Genomic DNA, 17,061 nt, shown 5'->3' with positions numbered 1-17,061 from the left:
CCAATCAGCGTGCAAATTGCCTAGACTCCCACACCAGAATTGAAGGGGCGGGCAATCCGGATCCGCCGGAACATCCTCAGGGCCGGTCACCAAGAACGGGCCGGACTGACATCAAGGAGAACTGTATGAGACGGGTAGTGGTAACCGGCATGGGCATCGTGTCCTGCCTTGGCAACTCCACCGACGAGGTGACCGACAGCCTGCGACAGGGCAAGTCCGGCATCCGCTTTAACGAAACCTACAAGGAACTCGGCTTTCGCAGCCAGATCTGCGGTACCGTGGACGTGGACACCTCGGTTATCGACCGCAAGCTTCGACGGTTCATGGGCGAGTCCGCCATGTATGCCTACCTGTCCATGGAGCAGGCCATTGAGCAGTCCGGTCTGACACCGGATATGATCTCCAACGACCGTACCGGCCTGATTGCCGGCTCCGGCGGCGCCTCCTGCTCCAGCCAGGTGGAAGCCACCGATATCATGCGGGAGAAAGGGGTCAAGCGTATCGGCGCGTTCATGGTACCGCGCATCATGACCTCCACCGTATCCGCCTGCCTGGCAACTGCCTACAAGATCCGTGGCGTGAACTATTCCATGTCCTCGGCCTGCGCCACCAGCGCCCACTGCATCGGCCACGCCATGGAGCAGATCCAGAACGGCAAACAGGACATCGTCTTCGCCGGTGGCGGCGAGGAAGAGGACTGGAGCCTGACCATGCTGTTCGACGCCATGGGCGCCCTGTCCTTCAAGTACAATGACACCCCCGAGGCGGCCTCCCGCCCGTTCGATACTGGTCGCGACGGCTTCGTGATCGCCGGCGGTGGTGGCATGCTGGTGCTGGAGGAACTGGAGCACGCCCGTAAACGCGGCGCCAACATTATTGCGGAGCTGACCGGTTATGGCGCCACCTCCGACGGCTACGACATGGTGGCCCCGTCCGGCGAAGGCGCCGCCCGGTGCATGCAGCAAGCCATGGCAACCGTAGAGGGTGACATCGACTACATCAATGCCCACGGCACCAGCACGCCGGTGGGGGATGTGGCCGAGATGAAGGCAGTTCGCAATGTGTTCGGGGACAGGGTACCCGCGATTTCCTCCACCAAGTCGCTGACCGGGCATTCCCTGGGTGCTACCGGTGCACAGGAGGCCATCTACTCCCTGCTGATGCTGCAGAATGGCTTTATCGCCGGCACCGCCAACCTGGAGAACCCGGACGAGGAACTGGCCGGGATGCCCATCGTCGGCCCGGATGCCCGAGAGCAGAGCCTGAACAGAGTGATGTCGAACAGCTTCGGCTTTGGTGGCACCAACGCATCGCTGGTTTTCAGCAAAGTGTGAATATCCGAGCAGCAGCACCCGGGCCCCGGAACGATATTTCCGGGGCCTGTTGGCCTCACGGGCATTGGCAAACCTCGCGGCAGGTATTAATGTGTCGCTTAATGAGGGTCAGTATTACGGACCAGTCACCAGCTACCAGGGTTCGCCATGAATCAGCCCATACACGTCCGCCAAGCCTCCGCCAAGTCCAGGACCTCCTGCCAGTACTGTAGCCTGAGCAACCTGTGCCTGCCGCTGGCACTGGACAGCAGTGAGATGAACCGGCTGGACGACGTGGTCAACCGTGATCACATCATCAACCGGGGTGAACAGGTGTTTACCCAGAATGCGCCCTTCCGTTCCTGCTTTGCCGTCAAGAGCGGGGCCATCAAGACATCGGTGGTGACCGAATCCGGGGAAGAGCAGATCACCGGGTTCTTCATGCCTGGCGACCTGGTGGGGCTGGACAGCATGAGTGACGACACCCACGCATCCTCGGCCAAGGCTCTGGAACGCACCAGTGTCTGCGAGATACCGGTGGACCAGTTGGAGAAACTGGTCCATATCATGCCGGGCCTGCAACACCACATCCTGCACCTGATGAGCCAGGAGATCCGCAACAGCCATCAGCTATCGGTGCTGCTAAGCAAGAATACGGCGGAGGAACGCATCGCGGCACTGCTGCTGTCCCTGTCCACCCGTTTCCATCGCCGCAAGCTGTCGCCCACCCACTTCAACCTGCCCATGGCCCGCAACGACATCGCCAACTTCCTCGGCCTGGCGGTGGAGACGGTCAGCCGGGTGTTCACCCGGTTCCAGAATCAGGGCCTGATACGGGCCCGCGGTCGGGACATCGAACTAGTCAACATTGAGGCCCTTCAGGCCATGGCCCTGGGCAACGCCCAGGCCTGACAGCTCAAGCTCCTCGGTCAGGGCGATCCGCCAGGGTTGCTGCTTGACGCCAAAGGTATTGCGTATCTTGGTGCAGCCCAGCGTGGCGTTTTCCGGTTCCACGGCGCTCCAGTCCGGCTGCTCATCCATCACATGGACCGCCTTCTCGTCACCGTCGCCATTCACCTCCGGCCTGTCGGCAATGGCGAGGCCCAGTTCATACTGGCTGATTTCCTCGGCGCCAGCGTACTGGTAGGTGCCCCAGACCTCGGCGCCACAGTCCAGTTGCATCAGGATGGCACTGATCACCCGCGCCAGGTCACTGGCGGCCACCGGTTGCCCCCGGTGCCGACTCGACAGGCACAGGGATTCCCCCTGCCGCGCCGACTCCACCACCTTGCGGATAAACCGCTGCAGCCCCCAGCCGGTGCGCAGCAGGATGTGCCGGGGAAGGACCGTTCGCAGCACTTGCTCGCACTCCCACTGCCAGATACCAAGCTGGCCAATCGGATTGCCGGGATTGGAAGACAGGTAAGCGCTCTGCTTGCGGCCGTCAAAGACGTAGGAGGTGGATAGCTGTACCAGGATCATATCCTTTGCAGCAGCGTACTCCGCCAGGGCCATAGGCAGTGAGAAAGCCTTGGTGCGAGCCTGTTCCGGATCTGCCTCGGCAGGCTCTGGATCGGTCAGCCACATGGCGTTGACGATTACATCCGTGCCCTCCGGTATCCATTGCGGTACCCCGGACAGGTCCAGATGCGACAGGTCACTGATCAGCAGCGGTGTCACCTCAAGATGGGTGCGGGCCAGCCGCTTCAGAAGCAGGCGCCCCAATACCCCGTTGTTATGGACTACCAGTACATTCACGAATCCGATCCCGTCATCCCGCCTGTGGACCCACTGTCCAGCGCCACCCGGGGTACCCGCCCGGTCACGCCTGTCAGCAGTTCATAGCTGATCGTACCGGCGCAGGCCGCTACCTCGTCAATAGGAATATTCGGTCCCCAGAGCTCCACCGGATCACCCACGGTGGCATCGTCGACACCTGTCAGGTCCACCGCCAGCATGTCCATGGACACCCGGCCGATCAGGGAGGCCCGTGTTCCCCGCACCCCCACCGGGGTGCCGTTGACCGCATGGCGGGGGTAACCATCGCCATATCCGGCACAGACCATACCCATGACCGTTGGCCGGGTGGCGCGCCAGGTCTCGCCGTAACCCACGGCCTCCCCCGGCCCCAGGTGGCGGAGGGCAATCAGCCGCGATTCCAGTGTCATCACCGATTTCAGGCCCAGTTCGGGCCCATGATGCCCCAGCATGGGGGACGAGCCATAGAGCATGATGCCGGGGCGGGTCCAGTCATACATCCGCTGCCCCGGCCGAAAGTGGGCCGCTGAATTGGCCACACTGCGGGCAATGGGCCCCAGGGGCCCCGTGGCCTCGTCAAACAGGGCGGTCTGTTCGGCGGTGCGGTCGCTGGTGTCGTCGTCGGCGCAGGCAAAATGGGTCATGGCGCCGGTCACCCGGATACCGCTGCGTTGCAGCCGCTGGCACACCGCCGCGACCTCCCCCGGCGCAAAGCCCAGGCGGTTCATGCCGGAATTGACCTTGAGCCATACCCGGGGGCGGGCACCGCCGGATTCCAGCCATTCAACCTGGTGTTCGTGGTGCACCACCACGGTAAAGCCCTCGGCTTCACACAACGCCAGGTCGGACGCCTGGTGCACCCCCTGCATCAGCAACACCGGCTGGGTCAGCCCCGCCTCCCGGAGCGCCACGGCTTCCTCCAGGCAGGCGACGGCGTAGTGGTCTGTTTCCCCGGCCAGGGCCAGGGCCACCCGTTCGATACCGTGGCCATAGCCATCGGCCTTGACCACCGCCATGGCCCGGGCACCGCCCGCCCGTTCACGGGCGATGCGGAAATTGTGCCTCAGGCTGTCCAGGTTAATGCGGGCAACGGTCTCGCGCGGCATCAGTAATCCCCGCCGTAGTCACCGTGGGCCAGATCCTCAAACTTGGTGTACTTGCCGATGAAGGCCAGCCGCACCGTCCCGATGGGACCGTTCCGCTGCTTGCCGATGATGATCTCGGCAATGCCCTTATCCTGGGTGTCCTCGTTGTAGACCTCGTCCCGGTAGACGAACATGATCACGTCGGCGTCCTGCTCGATGGCGCCGGATTCCCGCAGGTCCGAGTTCACCGGGCGCTTGTTGGGCCGTTGCTCCAGGCTCCGGTTAAGCTGCGACAGGGCCACCAGCGGGCAACTCAGTTCCTTCGCCAGGCCCTTCAGGGAACGGGAGATCTCCGAGATTTCGGCGGTACGGCCCTCGGTGTTGCCCGGTACCCGCATCAACTGCAGGTAATCCACCATAATCAGGCTGAGCTTGCCGCCGTTCTCCCGGGCCACACGGCGGGCCCGGGAGCGCATCTCGGTGGGGCTCAGGCCCGGGGTATCGTCGATGTACAGGGGCTTGTCCTTGAGCAGGCTGACCGCCGACGTCAGCCGGGGCCAGTCGTCCTCCTCCAGCTTGCCGCTACGCATGCGGGTCTGGTCGATCCGCCCCAGGGACGACAGCATCCGCATGACGATGGAGTCCGCCGGCATCTCCATACTGAACACCAGCACAGGCTCGCCGGTGGACAATAACGCGTTCTCGACGATGTTCATGGCAAAGGTGGTCTTACCCATGGACGGCCGCCCCGCCACGATCAGCAGGTCCGACGGCTGCATGCCTGAGGTCCACTCGTCCAGGTCGGTGAAGCCCGTGGTCACACCGGTAACCTTTTCACCGGACTCGAACAGCTCCTCGATACGGGTCAGTGCCTGGGTCAGGATCGGGTTGATAGGCTTGGGGCCCGAGCCCTCCTTGGTGCGGGACTCGGCAATACGGAACACATTGCGCTCGGCCTCATCCAGCAGGTCGGCACTGGTGCGCCCCTGGGGATTGAAAGCGGAGTCGACAATGCCGCCGGACACCTCGATCAACTGCCGCAGGATGGAACGCTCGGCCACGATCTGAGCGTAGGCCCGGATATTGGCGGCACTGGGAGTCTTCTCCGCCAGTTCCGCCAGGTAGGACAGGCCGCCGGCATCCTCGATATCCCCCGCCCGCTCCAGATATTCCGCCAGAGTTACAACGTCCAGTGGCTCGCTTTCCGAGGCCAGACGCTCGACCGCAGCGTAGATCAGCCTGTGATCCTGCCGGTAAAAGTCCGACGCCGAGATAGTCTCGGCCACCTCGTCAAAACGACGGTTGTCCAGCATCAGGCCACCTAACACGGCCTGCTCCGCTTCCACGGAATGGGGGGGAATCTTGATCCTGGAGGTTTCCAGGTCGGCGCTGGATGCCTTGAAACTGCTGGTGGCCATGCAAACTCTCGGATGCTGAAACAGAGACGACTGGTGGCGACGGGCCGGAATCCGGGCGATTGCCGGGGACCAGATTTGCCAGATATTTTCCTAGGATACCAGAAACACACAGGCCCGGAAGCTGCCTAGGCAGCCCGGGCCTGTGAAACTGAGAACCCAACGGAAAACCTCCGCCCGGCCCTCAAGACATAACGGTGAAATCCGGATCAGTCGGCGACAACGGCCAGTTGAACGGTCACGGTTACGTCGGTGTGCAGCTGAAGCTCGATCTCGTACTCGCCGGTCACCCGGATCGGGCCTTCCGGCAGACGGACTTCGCTCTTCTCCACTTCGGTACCGGCAGCCGTAATGGCATCAGCGATATCGCGAACACCAATGGAGCCGAACAGCTTGCCTTCGTCACCGGCCTTGGAGCTGATGGTGAAGGACTGACCTTCCAGCGCTTCGGCGCGGCTCTGGGCGGCAGCCTGCTTATCGGCGGCCGCTTTTTCCAGTTCTGCACGACGCTCTTCGAACGCCTTCAGGTTTTCCTCGGTCGCGGCAACCGCCTTGCCATATGGCAGCAGGAAGTTACGACCGTAACCGGCCTTTACCTTGACCTTGTCACCCAGGGAACCCAGGTTTGCAACTTTCTCGAGCAGAATAACTTCCATCTCGTTAACCTCTTCGCGCTTTATTCAGCCGGCCCGGCAGGACGGATGCGTCTCCGGATATCCAGCCAGCTATCCACAATTGCCAACAGCATTAACAACAGACTGATCGTAAAACCCTGAACCACAAGCAAGGCGTAGAACGCCACCAGCCACAGGTTGCTGGCCTTCTTCAAGCCAACCACGCCATGAACCAGCGCGATGCCGGCCACCAGCAGCGGCAGACCGGCCACCCACCCCAGCAGCAACGGGTTGATCCCGGCCATCGGGGCCACCAGGAGCAGCAGGACACAGACCGCTGCCACGCCCCTGGAGAGGCGGAAACCGTGGAACTCACGGCGGAATCCACCCGGATTGTACAACGCTGCCTGCCAGTACCTGGACAGCATGATCACGGCCACCGCCATGCCCAGATAGGTACCGGGCATAAGACCATTCACCATACTGCGTACCGCCGGCCTGAAGTCTTCACCGAGCTGGGCCGCCATGTCCGGATAGGCCCACTGGTAGATTTCCAGGAAAGCATCCGTAACGGCCGCCAGCATGTCGGAAAACAGGCTTGGCAGCAGCAGCCCGATGACCAGGCCAAGGGCGGAGCCTGCCAGCAGGCTGCGCTCCCAGGACATGGTGCCGCGAAGCACCGCCGCCATCAGGTAGACCAGCAACAAGACCGCGATAACCGACGGCTCGTTGCCGAACCAGGCCCAGCCAAGGGCCGGCAGCAGGGCCCAGAGGCCGATATTCAGCCCCTGAACGGGCCCGAGCCTGAGTACCACCAGGCCGACAACCGCAGCCCCGATCCATGACAGGTAGGGAATCGCGGTTGCCAGGGCAGCAACGCCGCCCGCTTGCAGGGGACCGCGCATTACATACTGAGCCAGTGCACGCATGGTCCCGGGTCCTGAACGATCTTAGTTGTCGTGGCTGTCCGTGTACGGCAGCAGGGCCAGGTAGCGAGCGCGCTTGATGGCGGTCGACAGCTGACGCTGGTAACGGGCCTTGGTGCCGGTGATCCGGCTGGGCACGATCTTGCCGGTTTCGGTGATGTAACCTTTCAGGGTGTCCAGATCCTTGTAATCGATCTCCTTGACACCCTCTGCCGTGAAGCGACAGAACTTACGACGTCTGAAAAAACGAGCCATTGATTAACTCCTCAACTCCGGATGGGGTGATTACTCTTCTTCGTCCTGGGACGACTTTTCCTGACGGTCCTCACGGCGCTCACTGGTTTCAGTGTTGCGGCGCGGACGGTCGTCGGAACGACGGTCTTCCCGGGACTCAGCAGCCTTCATCGGAGACATTTCAGTATCCGGACCATCACGACGGATCACCATTTCACGGATGATCGCATCGTTGAAGCGGAAGTTGTGAGCCAGCTCGTCAAGGGCTGCCTGAGAACATTCGACGTTCATCAGGACGTAGTGGGCCTTGTGGATCTTGTTGATCGGGTAGGCCAGGTGACGACGTCCCCAGTCCTCAAGGCGATGAATCTTACCGCCATCATCGGTGATGAGGCCGGTGTAACGCTCGATCATGGCGGGCACCTGCTCGCTCTGATCGGGATGCACCATGAATACGATTTCGTAGTGACGCATGTTTTCTCCCTACGGTTTGAACAGCCTCCCGCAGGCGTATTATCTCTGCGGAAAGCAAGGAGTCGGCAGCCAGGCTGCCGGTTTCTGGGGTAATGGCCCAAACCGGTATTACCACCGGTTTTCAGGCAATAGCACCCCGACCCTTGGAAAAGGGGTGCGGTATTCTATGACTGAATTCATCAGGATGCAACCGACCCCATCGGGGGGACGGGCCTGCTTAGCCGGAAAGGACGCCTTCTCCCGCATCCGACGCCCCGCCGGATTGGGTCAGGGCCAGGCTGACAGCCTGCTGGGGAGTGTCCGCTTCGAACTGTCCCAGCAACTCATACTGCCGCTGCTGCAACACTGTCTCACGATATTCGTTGGCCTTGGTCGAGAAAATCAGCCAGCCGATCAGGAATGCCGCGTTCAACAGCAGGCCAACCGGGTTTGGTTGCCCAACCTGGGCCGTCATGACATCGACGACCAGTGAAGCGGCGACGAGAGAGGCGACAATTGCCGCAGCGTTCCAGAGTTTCTTAACGAGCAGCCAGATCAGGCCAAAGAGCAGACAGGGCCATGAAAACCCGACCTTAACGGCTTCAGCGCCACGATCGGCATGGTGATAGACACGAAACTGCCTCATATACAGACTCCTTCCATGGACGATTGGATGTAGAAATGCCTGCCTATCAGCAAGCGACGGCAAATATACCACCCGCGTCGACAGAAGCAAGCCACAACGCCGAAAACTACATACTGCGGCGCTGCCTCACGGCCTCATACAGACAGACCCCGGTCGCCACGGACACATTCAGGCTGTCCACCAGGCCCTGCATGGGAATCTTGATGAGATGGTCACAATGCTCCCGGGTCAGCCGGCGCATACCCTTGCCTTCCGCCCCCATCACCAGCCCCACCGGGCCGTTGAAATCCGCCTGGTACAGGGTGGCATCCGCCTCGCCGGCTGTGCCGATCAGCCAGACGCCCTGCTCCTGCAGGGTCCGCAGGCACCGGGCCAGGTTTGTCACCCGCACGAAGGGAACGGTTTCGGCAGCACCACAGGCCACCTTCCGCGCTGTCGGGTTGAGGGTGGCGGATTTGTCTTTCGGTACGATGACGGCGGCCACACCGGCCGCGTCCGCCGTGCGCATGCAGGCCCCAAGGTTGTGGGGATCAGTGACGCCGTCCAGGATCAACAGCAAGGGAGACTCGGAACGGGCCGCCAGCAGCGCGTACAGGTCGTCCTCGCTCCATTCCCGGCTTTCCGACACCTGGGCCACCACGCCCTGGTGGGCACCGGAGACCCGCTTGTCCAGCTCCTTGCGGTGGACTTCCTGCCAGCGCACCCCCAACTGGTCCAGGCTTTCGGTAACCTGCCGCACCCGCCGGTCCTGGCGCCCCTGCTGGATCCACACCTGCTGGAGTCGATCCGGCTCTTTCTTCAGTACGGCATCAACGGCATGCCAGCCAAATACAAACTCTTCCGACACGTTGAACTTTCCTACCTGTTATCGACCGGAACCGGATTTCCCGCGGGCACCGCCCTTGCGCGTGGCGGACTTGCCGCCACCGGCCTTGCTGCCGGACGTGCTGCCGCCCTTACCGCCAGCCCCCTTCTTGCCGGATGACTTCTTCTCCGCCTCCCGGGCCGCATCAGCCACGAGCTGGTCCTTTGCCGAAGACTTGCCACCATGCCCCCTGGACCGGCTACCGGACTTGCCGCCCTTCCCCGAACCGGCGGGAGCCTTGGCGGCGGACGACTTGCGACCGCCCTTCCTGGCACCGGAACGACGGGTGGGCTCGCTGATCAGCTCCAAATCGATCTTGCGGTCGTCCAGATCGACTCTAACCACCTGGACCCGCACGCTGTCGCCCAACTGGAAGCTGGTCGAGGTACGCTCGCCCACCAGCCGGTGCTTGGCGGAGTCGTGGTGGTAGTAGTCGCCCCCCAGGGTGGAGATATGGACCAGCCCTTCGATATAGATACCCTCCAGCTCCACGAAGAAACCGAAGGGCACGACGGCGGCGATAACACCGTCGTAGGTTTCGCCTACATGCTCCCGCAGGAACTCGCACTTGAGCCAGGCCATAACGTCGCGGGTGGCATCATCGGCCCGGCGCTCGGTCATGGAGCAGTGCTCACCCAACTGCACCATGCGGGCCTGGTCGTAGGGGTACTCCGCCAGTTCCGGATCACGCTCGGGCGGGTGCACCACGTCCTTCGCCCCTTCCTCGCGGTGAACGATGGATTTGATGGCCCGGTGGACAATCAGGTCCGGGTAGCGCCGGATGGGCGATGTGAAGTGAGCATAGCTGGCAAACCCGAGCCCGAAGTGGCCGCTCTCCTCCGGGCTGTAGACCGCCTGACTGAGGGATCGCAGCATGACCATCTGGATCACATGGGCATCTGGGCGGTCCTTGATACTGTTCAGTAACTCCTGGTAATCCGCCGAGGTCGGCTTGTCACCGCCACCCAGTTGCAGGCCAAGCTCCCCCAGGAACAGCCGGACCGACTGCAGGCGCTCCTCCGACGGTGCATCGTGCACGCGGTAAAGGGCCGGCACCCGGTACTTCTTCAGGAACCGGGCCGTGGCCACGTTGGCGCACAGCATGCACTCTTCGACGATTTTGTGGGCGTCGTTGCGCACCACCGGCACGATCTCCTCGATCTTGCGATTGGCGTCGAAGATCACCCGCGTCTCGGTGGTCTCGAAATCAATGGCACCCCGCTCGGTTCGCGCCTTGCGGAATACCTTGTAGACATCGTAGAGGTCGTGGAGCTGGGGCAGGATATCGGAATAGAGCTGGCACAGGCCGATGCCGGTCTCGGTGTCCGGGTGCTCCAGCATCTGGCTGACCTTGGTATAGGTGAGCCGGGCATGACTGTGCATCACCGCCTGGTAGAAGCTGTAACTGCTGAGTCGTCCCGATGCGCTGATGGTCATGTCCGCCACCATACACAGCCGGTCCACCCCCGGGTTCAGGGAGCAGAGGCCGTTGGAGAGCTTCTCCGGCAGCATGGGCACCACATGGTCCGGGAAGTACACCGAGTTACCACGGTTGATGGCCTCCTCGTCCAGCGGCGAGCCGGGGCGGACATAGTGGGACACATCGGCAATGGCCACAATCAGACGATAACCGCCCCGGGGGCGGCGCTCGCAATAGAGGGCGTCGTCGAAGTCCCGGGCATCCTCGCCGTCAATGGTTACCAAGGGCAGGTGCCGGATATCGACCCGGTTCTGCTTGTCCTCGTCCCGCACTTCCTCGGCGATGCCAGCGGCCTGCCGGCCCACTTCCGGTGGCCAGGCGTGGGGAATGTCGTAGGAGCGGATGGCCACATCGATCTCCATACCCGGCGCCATATGCTCGCCCAATACCTCGACGACCCGACCGGTGGGTTTCGCCCGCTGGGTCGGCTGCCGAAGGATATCCACCACCACGTACTGGCCGTGACGGCCCTTGCCGCAGTCTTCCTCGGCCACCATGATCTCGTTGTTGATGCGGGGATTCTCCGGTACCACGAAGGAGATGCCATTCTCCCGGAACAGCCGACCCACGGTCTGGGTGGTTTTGTGCTCCAGCACCTCCACGATCTTGCCTTCACGGCGCCCCCGGTCATCCACGCTTTCGACACGGGCGGCTACCCGGTCACCGTGGAAAACCTGACGCATCTGGCGCGCACTCAGGAACAGGTCGGAGCCGCCATCGTCCGGCATCAGGAAACCGAAGCCGTCCTTGTGGCCAGACACGCGCCCGGTCACCAGGTCCGCCTCGTCAATGGGCAGGTAACGGCCCTTGCGGTTGCATATGAGCTGGCCGTCCCGGCACATGGCAATCAGCCGGCGACGCAGGGCTTCGATGCCCTCCTCACTGTTCTGGCCCAGTTCCTGGCAAAGGGTTTCGTGGGTGGCGGGGGCGCCGCGCTGGCGCAGGTGGTCCAGGATAAATTCCCGGCTCTGGATGGGGTTATCGTATTTTTGTGCTTCGCGATCCGCGTGGGGATCACCCGTCTGTTCTCTGGAAGTCATATTCCTCTCTTCTCTGGTTGAATGCCGATTATCGGCTGCAACCAGGCCCGGACACCTTTGATCCGCTGTCCGGTTAATTCGGCAAAGCTCTTCCGTTCTGGTGGTCAGACCCACCCAGAACCCTGGCGAATTACCCGGACCAGATGATTCAAAGGCATCCAGACCCGGCAGAATGTACCGGGAGTATAACGCCCTGCCCCCACTGCCACCTAACAATGCCGTGAAATCGCCTTAAGGGATCATGCCTACACGACCCGGAAATTTTTTACAGAACGACTTCAAAAAGTGTTTGACAGACCCCAAATGAATTATTAAAGTACGCGCCATCGGTTGAGGGGCACACCCCAGCCGGCAACGGAAAGCTTGAATTCATTTACGAATTCAGTAAGATAGCAAGACGTTGTAGTCACCTGCCGAGGTGGTGAAATTGGTAGACACGCTAGCTTCAGGTGCTAGTGGGGGCAACCCCGTGGAGGTTCAAGTCCTCTCCTCGGCACCACTTCCTCCCTCAGGAAGTGGCAGATAGGAACACCCCCGATATTGAAGTGATCTTATCGAACCGGCTGGTTCGTAGCCGTCGCTCGTACGTGCATCCTAACGACCTCCCCCACACGGATACTCCAGACCCAAGACCTAATCCAACGACTGTTCTTCGGAGCTTTCATCTACTTTCCCGGCACTCTTGGCGGCCGGCAGGAAATCATGCTTCCCAAACACCTCCGCCAGAATGTTCTGCTCAATGGCACTGCGCTGCGCAGGCCGGCAGGGATAACGCACCACCAGATGGATTTCCCCGGCCAAGGGCACCTGGATACTGACCCTCGGGTCCACCATCGGCACCTCCAGACCACGCCGGTCGCCTAGCCGGCGCATGTACTTGCGAGCGGATTCCAGGTAGGGCTGGCACTGGGCCTGGGTGACTTCCAGCAACACCTCCTGCGCCTTCTGCCAGTTATCCTCCCGCTTGAAGGGCACGGTGAATACGTGCAACACATAATCCTCGGTGAAGCTTTCGTTAATTATCGGTTCGGACACGAACAGGGAATTGGGGATCACCGTGGCACGCCCGGTGCGCTGGTGGGTCAGCTTGCCCGGCCCCACCTCCAGGATAGTGGTGGCCAGCAGGTTCTGGTCAATCACGTCACCGCGGAAGTCTTTTACCTGGATGCGGTCGCCAATGTCGAAGGAGCGGGCGCCGCCCTTCACCAGGGACCCCATAAAACACAGGATCAGTTCCTTGGTGGCCACCACGAACGCCACGGCAATAGCCACGATGGACAGGGCGAGGGTGCGCAATTCCTGGCCCCAGATCATCACCAGACCCAGCAGGAAAACCAGGATCAGGCCATTGCGGGTCTGTACCAGCCACTTGCGACGCAATTCCGTGGACTGGATGCTCGTGCGGATCACCTTCGAAAGCAGCGCCCGGACCACCAGCACAATCAGCAACAGAGCGAGCGTTGTGCCCAGCAGGCGAAGTGCCGGCATCGACAGGTTCAGTTGTGCGATTTCTGCCGAGAACTGCTCGATCATTCCTGTTTGCCCTCACCCCAACGGGGCACCAGCGCCTGGGGCAGGCCCAGGTGGTCCAGCAAGCGGGCGACGATGAAATCCACCAGGTCGTCCACCGACGCAGGATTGTGATAGAAACCGGGGCTTGCCGGCATGATCACCGCCCCCATGCGGGTCAGTTTCAGCATGTTTTCCAGGTGCACCTCGGAATACGGTGCCTCACGGGGCACCAGTATCAGCGGACGGCGCTCCTTCAGGGCCACGTCCCCGGCCCGCTCGATCAGATTGTTGCTGGCACCGGTGGCCAGGGCTGACAGGCTGCCGGTACTGCAGGGGCAGATCACCAGGGGCGCCTTCTCGCCGGAGCCGGACGCCGGGGGCGCGAACCAGTCCTCGTGGCCGAACACGGTGAGCTGACCGTCCCGGGCGCCGGTGTATTCCTGCAGGACTTTCAGGGCGCCGGCGGTGGACGCCGGCAAATGAATCTCAGTCTCGGTGGCCAGTACCACCCGGGCGGCCTTGCTTACCATGACATTCACCCGGCAATCCTGGGCCACCAGACACTGCAGCAACCGCAGGCCATACTGGGCGCCGGAGGCCCCGGTCATGGCCAGGTTGATCACGCGGGCTTCAGCGGCATCAGCGACCATGACCGGCCTTCTCCTCCAGGCGGCTCACCAGGCGCTGGTGGATACCGCCAAAACCGCCGTTGCTCATGATGACAACGTGGCAGGGTTCGGACACCTCGCCAAGAACCCGGTGGATCAGCCCGTCGATGGTCTCATCAATCTGGTGCCGCTCCGGGTCGCCGCCACCGCTGCGGTATTCCTCCATCAGGGTGGTCAGCCACTCCGCGTTGCCAGTGTTGGCCCAGATCACCCGGTCCGCCAGGTCAGCGCTGCCCAGTAACCGCTCACGGTGAACGCCCTGCTGCATGGTGTTGGAGCGAGGCTCGACCAGGGCAATGATCAATTCGTTTCCCACCCGGTTTCGCAGGCCTTCCAGGGTGGTGGCGATGGCGGTGGGGTGATGGGCGAAATCGTCATAGACGCGGACACCGTCGATGTCCGCCAGCAACTCCATCCGCCGTTTGACACCACCGAACCGGTTGAGGGCGGACACGGCATGGTCCGGCGTCACTCCCACATGACGGGCCGCCGCGATGGCGGACAGGGCGTTGCGGACGTTGTGCAGACCGGTCATGTTCCAGTTAACCGTAGCCACCGGCTGCTCGTGGTGGATCAGCATAAAGCTGGAGCCATCGTCCGCCAGCAGTTCGGCCCGCCAGTTCGGGGCGCCGGCCTCGCTGCCGATGGCGGTGGTCTGCACCGGGCTCCAGCACCCCATGGCCAGGGCCCGGTCCAGGTGTTCATCCACCGCCGGACGGATAATCGCGCCCTTGGACGGCACCGTGCGTACCAGGTGATGGAACTGGCGCTCGATGGCTTCCACGTTGTCGAAGATATCGGCGTGATCGAATTCCAGGTTGTTCAGGATGCAGGTGTGCGGGCGATAGTGGACAAACTTGGAGCGCTTGTCGAAGAAGGCACTGTCGTACTCATCCGCCTCGATCACGAAGAAGTCACTGTTGCCCAGACGGGCCGACACGGGAAAATCCTTGGGCACGCCACCCACCAGGTAGCCGGCCTCGAAGCCAGCCTGTTCCAGAATCCACAGCAGCATGGAGGTGGTGGTGGTCTTGCCGTGGGTGCCGGCCACCGCCAGCACCCAGCGATCCTTGAGTACCTCGCGGGCCAGCCATTCCGGGCCGGACATGTAATCCAGGTTGCGGTTGAGCACCGCCTCCACCTCGGGATTACCCCGGGACATGGCATTGCCGATCAGCACCAGGTCCGGCGCCGGCTTGAGGTTGTCCGGCCCATAGCCTTCCATCAGCCCGATACCCTGGGCTTCCAGTTGGGTGCTCATGGGTGGATAGACGCCCTGGTCCGATCCGGTCACCTTGTGCCCCAACTCCCTGGCCAGTACCGCCAGACTGCCCATGAAGGTACCGCAGATTCCCAGAATATGGATGTGCATAGTGCGCCAGACGCCCTCGATCGTTGTTGCCAATGAATACCCGCCGTTCATAACCGCTGCATCGCGGTCGGCGGAGGCCCTCAAGACTCCCGTATACGTCAGGTTCCGTCAAGGTGGGTGTCATGAAAACTATGGCAGATTCACGTATCATTCGCCCCTATAACCGGTCTGGAAGACAGACCGGATCGCCAGTTTCCGAATCCAGTGTCCAACCAGCAGGAGGCGCCAGCCCAAGATGGCCATCAAGAATGCGTTCTATGCCCAGTCCGGTGGTGTAACCGCCGTTATCAATGCCAGTGCCTGCGGCGTGATTGAAACCGCCCGCAAACATCCGGAGCAGATTGGCAGGGTGTACGCCGGTCGTAATGGCATTATCGGGGCTCTCAGGGAAGAGCTGATCGACACCACTGAAGAGTCCGACGAAGCCATCCGGGCCCTCATGCACACGCCGGGCGGGGCTTTCGGTTCCTGTCGCTACAAGATGAAGAACCTGACCGAAAACCGCCGCGAGTATGAGCGGCTGGTGGAGGTCTTCCAGGCCCACAACATTGGTTACTTCTTCTACAACGGCGGCGGCGACTCCCAGGACACCGCGTTCAAGGTGTCCCAGATTGCCGACAAGATGGGCTACCCCATTACCTGCATCGGCGTTCCCAAGACAGTGGACAACGACCTGCCCTTCACCGACTGCTGCCCCGGCTTTGGCTCCGTGGCCAAGTACGTGGCCACCTCAACCCTGGAAGCCAGCCTGGACATCAAGTCCATGAGTGAGTCCTCCACCAAGGTATTCATCCTGGAAGTCATGGGGCGTCACGCGGGCTGGATTGCCGCCTCCGGTGGCCTGGCCGGCAAGGGCCAGGGCGAACCGCCCCATATCATCCTGTTCCCGGAAATTCCCTTCGAGCGCGAGGCATTTCTGGCCCGGGTGGAACAGTCGGTGAAAGATTATGGCTACTGCGTGGTGGTGGCCTCCGAAGGGGCCCAGTACGAAGACGGCCGTTTTGTCGCCGATGCCGGCGGCAAGGATGCCTTCGGCCACACCCAGCTCGGCGGCGTGGCCCCCACCCTGGCCAACATGGTCAAGCAGGCCCTGGGCTACAAGTTCCACTGGGCGGTGGCCGACTACCTGCAGCGGGCAGCGCGCCATATCGCCTCCGCAACAGACGTCGAGCAGGCGTACACCGTCGGCCAGAAGGCCGTGGAAATGGCCCTGGCCGGCAAGCAGGCGGTCATGCCCATCATCGTCCGCGAGCAGTCCAGCCCCTATCGCTGGCACATCGGTGAGGCGCCGCTAAGCGAGGTGGCCAACCAGGAGAAAAAGATGCCGATCCACTACATCACCGATGATGGCTTCGGCATCACCGACGATTGCCGGCAGTACCTGCAACCGCTGATCGAGGGGGAGGCCTTCCCGCCGTTCGAGAATGGTATTCCGAAGGTGGCGAAACTGGAGAACGTCCTGGCGGAGAAGAAGCTTAAGACGCCGTTTGATATCTGAAAGTTACCAAGCCCCGGGACTATTCCACAGTTCCGGGGCCTAACCGACCGTTACCGGGCTGCTGTAGCCACCGAGCAATATATGAACTCCGCATCACTTTAAAAAATGAGACTGGACATCAATCAGGACTTTCGATAGCTTTGATTCGTCAATAAAAGACGGCTCAGAGTGAAGCAGAAGTC

16 protein-coding genes and 1 tRNA gene are annotated in these 17,061 nt (G+C 62.0%); 4 read left to right on the top strand and 13 right to left on the bottom strand.

What is annotated here, in order from left to right:
- Positions 1-125 precede the first annotated feature (125 nt).
- Together fabB and fnr are read left to right on the top strand one after the other, a co-directional pair.
- The gene (fabB, locus tag ACJO2E_RS02210) at positions 126-1,334 is read left to right on the top strand and encodes a beta-ketoacyl-ACP synthase I (RefSeq protein ID WP_406961417.1); all 1,209 of its coding nucleotides are present in this window, start codon (positions 126-128) and stop codon (positions 1,332-1,334) included.
- Positions 1,335-1,481: 147 nt separating this feature from the next.
- Positions 1,482-2,225 carry a fumarate/nitrate reduction transcriptional regulator Fnr gene (gene fnr, locus ACJO2E_RS02205; protein WP_406961415.1) on the top strand — a complete coding sequence of 248 codons (744 nt, stop codon included), beginning with the start codon at positions 1,482-1,484 and terminating at the stop codon, positions 2,223-2,225.
- Here fnr and ACJO2E_RS02200 read toward each other — a convergent pair.
- The 10 genes from ACJO2E_RS02200 to rnr all read right to left on the bottom strand — a co-directional run bounded on the left by ACJO2E_RS02200 (position 2,172) and on the right by rnr (position 11,829).
- Entirely contained in the window at positions 2,172-3,071 is a 900-nt protein-coding gene (locus ACJO2E_RS02200) for a sugar nucleotide-binding protein (RefSeq protein ID WP_406961413.1), read from the bottom strand. The two genes, fnr and ACJO2E_RS02200, sit on opposite strands and share 54 nt — an antisense overlap.
- Positions 3,068-4,177: an alanine racemase gene (gene alr / locus ACJO2E_RS02195; RefSeq protein WP_406961411.1), complete on the bottom strand. Its 1,110-nt coding sequence runs from the start codon at positions 4,175-4,177 to the stop codon at positions 3,068-3,070. Before alr ends, ACJO2E_RS02200 begins: the two co-directional genes overlap by 4 nt.
- Positions 4,177-5,574: a replicative DNA helicase gene (dnaB, locus tag ACJO2E_RS02190; RefSeq protein WP_406961409.1), complete on the bottom strand. Its 1,398-nt coding sequence runs from the start codon at positions 5,572-5,574 to the stop codon at positions 4,177-4,179. Before dnaB ends, alr begins: the two co-directional genes overlap by 1 nt.
- Before the next feature lie 206 nt (positions 5,575-5,780).
- Complete coding sequence (rplI, locus tag ACJO2E_RS02185; RefSeq protein ID WP_406961407.1) at positions 5,781-6,227, bottom strand: 50S ribosomal protein L9; 447 nt, start codon at positions 6,225-6,227, stop codon at positions 5,781-5,783.
- Between the two features lie 20 nt (positions 6,228-6,247).
- A complete protein-coding gene (locus ACJO2E_RS02180) occupies positions 6,248-7,114 on the bottom strand; it encodes a YybS family protein (protein ID WP_406961405.1) in 867 nt (288 codons plus the stop codon).
- Positions 7,115-7,135: 21 nt separating this feature from the next.
- Positions 7,136-7,366: a 30S ribosomal protein S18 gene (gene rpsR / locus ACJO2E_RS02175; RefSeq protein ID WP_328189536.1), complete on the bottom strand. Its 231-nt coding sequence runs from the start codon at positions 7,364-7,366 to the stop codon at positions 7,136-7,138.
- 30 nt (positions 7,367-7,396) lie between these two features.
- Complete coding sequence (rpsF, locus tag ACJO2E_RS02170; protein ID WP_406961403.1) at positions 7,397-7,819, bottom strand: 30S ribosomal protein S6; 423 nt, start codon at positions 7,817-7,819, stop codon at positions 7,397-7,399.
- 217 nt (positions 7,820-8,036) lie between these two features.
- A complete protein-coding gene (locus ACJO2E_RS02165) occupies positions 8,037-8,444 on the bottom strand; it encodes a DUF2628 domain-containing protein (RefSeq protein ID WP_406961401.1) in 408 nt (135 codons plus the stop codon).
- Between the two features lie 106 nt (positions 8,445-8,550).
- Positions 8,551-9,291, bottom strand: coding sequence for a 23S rRNA (guanosine(2251)-2'-O)-methyltransferase RlmB (gene rlmB / locus ACJO2E_RS02160; protein WP_406961399.1), 741 nt, complete (start codon positions 9,289-9,291; stop codon positions 8,551-8,553).
- A gap of 18 nt (positions 9,292-9,309) precedes the next feature.
- A complete protein-coding gene (rnr, locus tag ACJO2E_RS02155) occupies positions 9,310-11,829 on the bottom strand; it encodes a ribonuclease R (RefSeq protein WP_406961397.1) in 2,520 nt (839 codons plus the stop codon).
- Positions 11,830-12,241: 412 nt separating this feature from the next.
- Between rnr and ACJO2E_RS02150 the strand changes: the two genes are divergently transcribed.
- Positions 12,242-12,328: transfer RNA gene (locus ACJO2E_RS02150), tRNA-Leu, on the top strand.
- Positions 12,329-12,462: 134 nt separating this feature from the next.
- On the opposite strand, the gene ACJO2E_RS02145 is transcribed toward ACJO2E_RS02150, so the two are convergent.
- Genes ACJO2E_RS02145 through mpl form a run of 3 tightly spaced genes read right to left on the bottom strand, consistent with a single transcriptional unit; the run spans position 12,463 to position 15,381 of the window.
- Positions 12,463-13,362 (bottom strand): mechanosensitive ion channel domain-containing protein, encoded by a 900-nt coding sequence (locus tag ACJO2E_RS02145; protein WP_406961395.1) that lies wholly within the window; start codon positions 13,360-13,362, stop codon positions 12,463-12,465.
- On the bottom strand, positions 13,359-13,991 hold the full coding sequence (locus ACJO2E_RS02140) for a flavin prenyltransferase UbiX (protein ID WP_406961393.1): 633 nt from the start codon (positions 13,989-13,991) through the stop codon (positions 13,359-13,361). The genes ACJO2E_RS02145 and ACJO2E_RS02140 overlap by 4 nt, the downstream gene beginning before the upstream one ends.
- On the bottom strand, positions 13,981-15,381 hold the full coding sequence (mpl, locus tag ACJO2E_RS02135) for a UDP-N-acetylmuramate:L-alanyl-gamma-D-glutamyl-meso-diaminopimelate ligase (RefSeq protein WP_406962365.1): 1,401 nt from the start codon (positions 15,379-15,381) through the stop codon (positions 13,981-13,983). Before mpl ends, ACJO2E_RS02140 begins: the two co-directional genes overlap by 11 nt.
- A 235-nt stretch (positions 15,382-15,616) precedes the next feature.
- On the opposite strand from mpl, the gene ACJO2E_RS02130 reads away from it, so the two are divergent.
- Positions 15,617-16,879 carry a 6-phosphofructokinase gene (locus tag ACJO2E_RS02130; RefSeq protein WP_406961391.1) on the top strand — a complete coding sequence of 421 codons (1,263 nt, stop codon included), beginning with the start codon at positions 15,617-15,619 and terminating at the stop codon, positions 16,877-16,879.
- Positions 16,880-17,061 lie beyond the last annotated feature (182 nt).

Source organism: Marinobacter shunpengi, assembly GCF_045449695.1.
GTDB lineage: Bacteria > Pseudomonadota > Gammaproteobacteria > Pseudomonadales > Oleiphilaceae > Marinobacter.
The sequence above is the reverse complement of the archived record's forward strand: the minus strand, read 5'-3'. Positions and strand labels throughout refer to the sequence as shown.

Excerpts from the sequence above, each read along its gene's own strand:
- ACJO2E_RS02130 (WP_406961391.1), top strand. The coding sequence starts at position 15,617 with ATGGCCATCAAGAATGCGTTCTATGCCCAGTCCGGTGGTGTAACCGCC.
- mpl (WP_406962365.1), bottom strand. The coding sequence starts at position 15,381 with ATGCACATCCATATTCTGGGAATCTGCGGTACCTTCATGGGCAGTCTG.
- rplI (WP_406961407.1), bottom strand. The coding sequence starts at position 6,227 with ATGGAAGTTATTCTGCTCGAGAAAGTTGCAAACCTGGGTTCCCTGGGT.
- fnr (WP_406961415.1), top strand. The coding sequence starts at position 1,482 with ATGAATCAGCCCATACACGTCCGCCAAGCCTCCGCCAAGTCCAGGACC.
- alr (WP_406961411.1), bottom strand. The coding sequence starts at position 4,177 with ATGCCGCGCGAGACCGTTGCCCGCATTAACCTGGACAGCCTGAGGCAC.
- ACJO2E_RS02180 (WP_406961405.1), bottom strand. The coding sequence starts at position 7,114 with ATGCGTGCACTGGCTCAGTATGTAATGCGCGGTCCCCTGCAAGCGGGC.
- ACJO2E_RS02165 (WP_406961401.1), bottom strand. The coding sequence starts at position 8,444 with ATGAGGCAGTTTCGTGTCTATCACCATGCCGATCGTGGCGCTGAAGCC.
- rpsF (WP_406961403.1), bottom strand. The coding sequence starts at position 7,819 with ATGCGTCACTACGAAATCGTATTCATGGTGCATCCCGATCAGAGCGAG.
- rpsR (WP_328189536.1), bottom strand. The coding sequence starts at position 7,366 with ATGGCTCGTTTTTTCAGACGTCGTAAGTTCTGTCGCTTCACGGCAGAG.
- ACJO2E_RS02140 (WP_406961393.1), bottom strand. The coding sequence starts at position 13,991 with ATGGTCGCTGATGCCGCTGAAGCCCGCGTGATCAACCTGGCCATGACC.
- rnr (WP_406961397.1), bottom strand. The coding sequence starts at position 11,829 with ATGACTTCCAGAGAACAGACGGGTGATCCCCACGCGGATCGCGAAGCA.
- dnaB (WP_406961409.1), bottom strand. The coding sequence starts at position 5,574 with ATGGCCACCAGCAGTTTCAAGGCATCCAGCGCCGACCTGGAAACCTCC.
- fabB (WP_406961417.1), top strand. The coding sequence starts at position 126 with ATGAGACGGGTAGTGGTAACCGGCATGGGCATCGTGTCCTGCCTTGGC.
- ACJO2E_RS02145 (WP_406961395.1), bottom strand. The coding sequence starts at position 13,362 with ATGATCGAGCAGTTCTCGGCAGAAATCGCACAACTGAACCTGTCGATG.